This window comes from Bacillus cereus group sp. Bc031 (assembly GCF_027716265.1).
In the GTDB taxonomy this organism is placed as follows: domain Bacteria; phylum Bacillota; class Bacilli; order Bacillales; family Bacillaceae_G; genus Bacillus_A; species Bacillus_A paranthracis.
The window spans coordinates 1-3,043 of the sequence record NZ_JAQFUL010000174.1; the positions used below are offsets into that span (position 1 = coordinate 1).

Here is a 3,043-nt window from a genome sequence, read left to right on the forward strand (position 1 = left end):
CCCTCCACGTAATAGTGTAACATCCATGTGTATACATGGTCTTTTTCACACTGTCTACCTAAAGGGGATAATATCATTTTAGAAGGGCTTTTTTCTTACACAATTTGCGCAAGAATGGCTCATCGCCAAATGTTGTCAAATATGAGAAACGGGGGACATTCATATTGTGTTCTAAAAGCGTGCATTTTATACTTGAAATAACAAATTATTTTTGGAGTGAATACAAATGAGCCAATTTTCTTTTACAAAAATGCATGGTCTTGGCAATAGTTATATATATGTAAATATGTTTGAAGAACAAATTCCTGAAGAAGATTTAGCTCTTGTGGCGGAAAAGGTTTCAAATATTAATACTGGTATTGGAGCAGATGGAATGATTTTAATTTGTCCGTCTGACGTAGCGCCGGTGAAAATGCGCATGTTTAATAATGATGGATCAGAAGGAAAGAGCTGTGGTAACGGTCTACGCTGCGTAGCGAAATATGCGTATGAGCATAAACTAGTAGAAGATACAGTTTTCACAATTGAAACGTTAGCTGGCATTGTAACGGCTGAAGTAACGGTAGAAGAAGGGAAAGTTACGTTAGCGAAAATTGATATGGGAGCACCGCGTTTAACGCGTGCAGAAATACCGATGCTTGGCGAAGGTGAAACACCATTTATTCGTGAAAACTTCTTATACAATAACCATCGTTATGCATTTACAGCTGTTTCAATGGGAAATCCGCATGCAGTTATTTTTGTGGATGATGTAGAACAAGCACCTCTTACAACACTTGGACCAGTTCTTGAGACACATGAAATGTTCCCAGAACGAGTAAATGTTGAATTCATTGAGATTTTGAATGAGGAAGAGATGAACTTCCGCGTTTGGGAACGTGGATCTGGTGTAACACAAGCTTGCGGAACAGGGGCGTGCGCTGCAGTTGTAGCCTCTATTTTAAATGGAAAAATGGAACGTGGTAAGGAAATTACAGTTCATTTAGCTGGCGGCGATTTAATGATTGCATGGACAGAAGAAGGCAACGTGTTAATGAAAGGACCAGCAGAAGTAATTTGCCACGGAGTGTATGAGTACAAGATAGAAGCGTAAAGATGTATAATAGAACGAGAACAGAAAGGATGGTGTATTTCATGATTGAAGTAACAGAACAAGCAGCTTTTCAAATTAAAGATATGTTAAAAGATGCTGAAGATGGAGAGAAGTACGTGCGCCTTGCTGTACACGGCGGCGGATGTAGTGGTCTTTCTTACGGCTTAGGATTTGAAGTAGAACCAAAAGAAGACGACACAGTTCTTGAGTTTTTCGGTGTCGAATTTGTTATCGATAAAGAAAGTGCTCCGATTGTTAAAGGAGTAAAAATTGATTATAAACAATCTATGCTTGGCGGCGGATTCACAATTGATAATCCAAACGCAATCGCATCATGCGGATGTGGATCATCTTTCCGTACAGCGACGAATGCTGGTAAGCCAGAAGAGTGCTAAGTTTTTAGGTGAAATAGAAAAAGACCTTTTTAGCGATGAAATAAAATCGCTAAGGAGGTCTTTTCTTTTGGTGTAAAAGTCCAATTGATAAGAACTTATTAAAGTTTTACTGTATCTTTGTATAGATACAAGTATCAGTTAGTTGTTTGCCGTCAGCTGAAACATCTTTATTACGTAATATCCCTTCAAGTTCAAAGCCTAGTTTTTCAGGAATCGCACGACTTTTCGTGTTACTAGCTTCACATCGTATTTCAATCCTTCTAAATTTAAATAACTGAAATCCAAGGTTTGTTAACGCACGTACTGTTTCTGTTATGTATCCACTGCCACTAAATTGCGTGTTAACCCAGTATCCAATTTCACATTTAGAAACATTCCAATCAATTCGGTGAAGGCTAGCTGTTCCAATAAAATTATTCGTCTCCTTATGATAGATGAGATAGCGAAAGCTTTCTCTTTTCAAAAAATCTATATGCGCATTTCTCAGGAGAATTTCCATTTCTTCAACGGTAGGAATGGACTGGAATAAAGACAACCATTGCTTTAATTCACGAATGGAATCTTTAATAGCTTCGTGTACTACATTCCCTTCACCAGCTTGCAGTGGTGCTCGAAGAATGAGTCTATCTGTTTCTATTTGTAACGGAACATCTAATAAAATAGGATTCATATTATTTCTCCTCTCAAAACCTTTACTTGGGATATAATTAAATTTATGTAAAAAAATCACCTGAGAGCTAGAAAACAATAAATATATATTCACTTTATCATTTAGAAATCCCTTTTCACATATTGAAAACGAAATTGCTAGTTGATACAAAAAAATAGCTGTTGAAGTAGCTTTAAGTTGGTCAAATCTTGCATGATTATTTATTTGAGCTTCTTTTAAAGTTCTCTTTTTTCCAGTTATAATTGAAGGGTAGAAAGAGGGGATATATGCTGGAAAATATTTTTGAATTTATATTGAAGTACGTTATAGGTCCTATTTTTAGATGTATAAGATACCTTGTGATAGATATTATAATAGAATGCATAATAGAAGGTGTAATAAACGGTATAAGGAAATTACGTGATAAGTGGCGAAAGTGGCGTGAAAGACGTTATTGGCGGTAATAGGTACATAAAAAATTGGCAGTAAAGAGATAGAGGATAAAAAGCCTTAAGGGAGATGATTCATTCATTTCCCTTAAGGCTTTTTATAATGAAGTAGTAGCAACTCATCTAAATTTAGAATCTGTACTCATGCCAATTGGTGACGGCATGACGGTTTCTAAAGTGAAGCAATAATTATTATCTTACAAAAGTGTAATGTTCATGTCATGTTTTTGAATTTCTTCTTTAAGCTTTGGGCTTTAAGATAACAATATAAGAAAAAACATATGAGGTGAAGGAAATGAAAAGATATATTGCACTGTTTAGTATTTTAGTTGTATTCGCAAGCCTTTTAGTTGGTTGTGATATTAACCGTATGGGGAAAGATCACATGCCCATCAACTTAAGAATTTTCACTACCCCCAAGTGACAAAAAACGTTATTCTTTCTAAAAAGCTAGCTA

General features: G+C 35.9%; 3 protein-coding genes and 2 pseudogenes. 4 read left to right on the plus strand and 1 reads right to left on the minus strand.

The window, feature by feature from the left end:
• Positions 1-226: 226 nt before the first annotated feature.
• Both dapF and PDQ33_RS28580 read left to right on the plus strand, forming a co-directional pair.
• On the plus strand, positions 227-1,093 hold the full coding sequence (dapF, locus tag PDQ33_RS28575; RefSeq protein ID WP_000077385.1) for a diaminopimelate epimerase: 867 nt from the start codon (positions 227-229) through the stop codon (positions 1,091-1,093).
• A 41-nt stretch (positions 1,094-1,134) separates the two neighbouring features.
• Positions 1,135-1,488 (plus strand): HesB/IscA family protein, encoded by a 354-nt coding sequence (locus tag PDQ33_RS28580; protein WP_000573822.1) that lies wholly within the window; start codon positions 1,135-1,137, stop codon positions 1,486-1,488.
• A 106-nt stretch (positions 1,489-1,594) separates the two neighbouring features.
• On the opposite strand, the gene PDQ33_RS28585 is transcribed toward PDQ33_RS28580, so the two are convergent.
• Positions 1,595-2,158, minus strand: coding sequence for a GNAT family N-acetyltransferase (locus PDQ33_RS28585; protein WP_270757089.1), 564 nt, complete (start codon positions 2,156-2,158; stop codon positions 1,595-1,597).
• A gap of 527 nt (positions 2,159-2,685) precedes the next feature.
• Here PDQ33_RS28585 and PDQ33_RS29125 point away from each other — a divergent pair.
• A pseudogene (locus PDQ33_RS29125) lies at positions 2,686-2,775 on the plus strand (methyltransferase); the annotation flags it as partial.
• Positions 2,776-2,881: 106 nt separating this feature from the next.
• Positions 2,882-2,992, plus strand: a pseudogene (locus tag PDQ33_RS29260) (YxeA family protein); the annotation flags it as partial.
• Positions 2,993-3,043 lie beyond the last annotated feature (51 nt).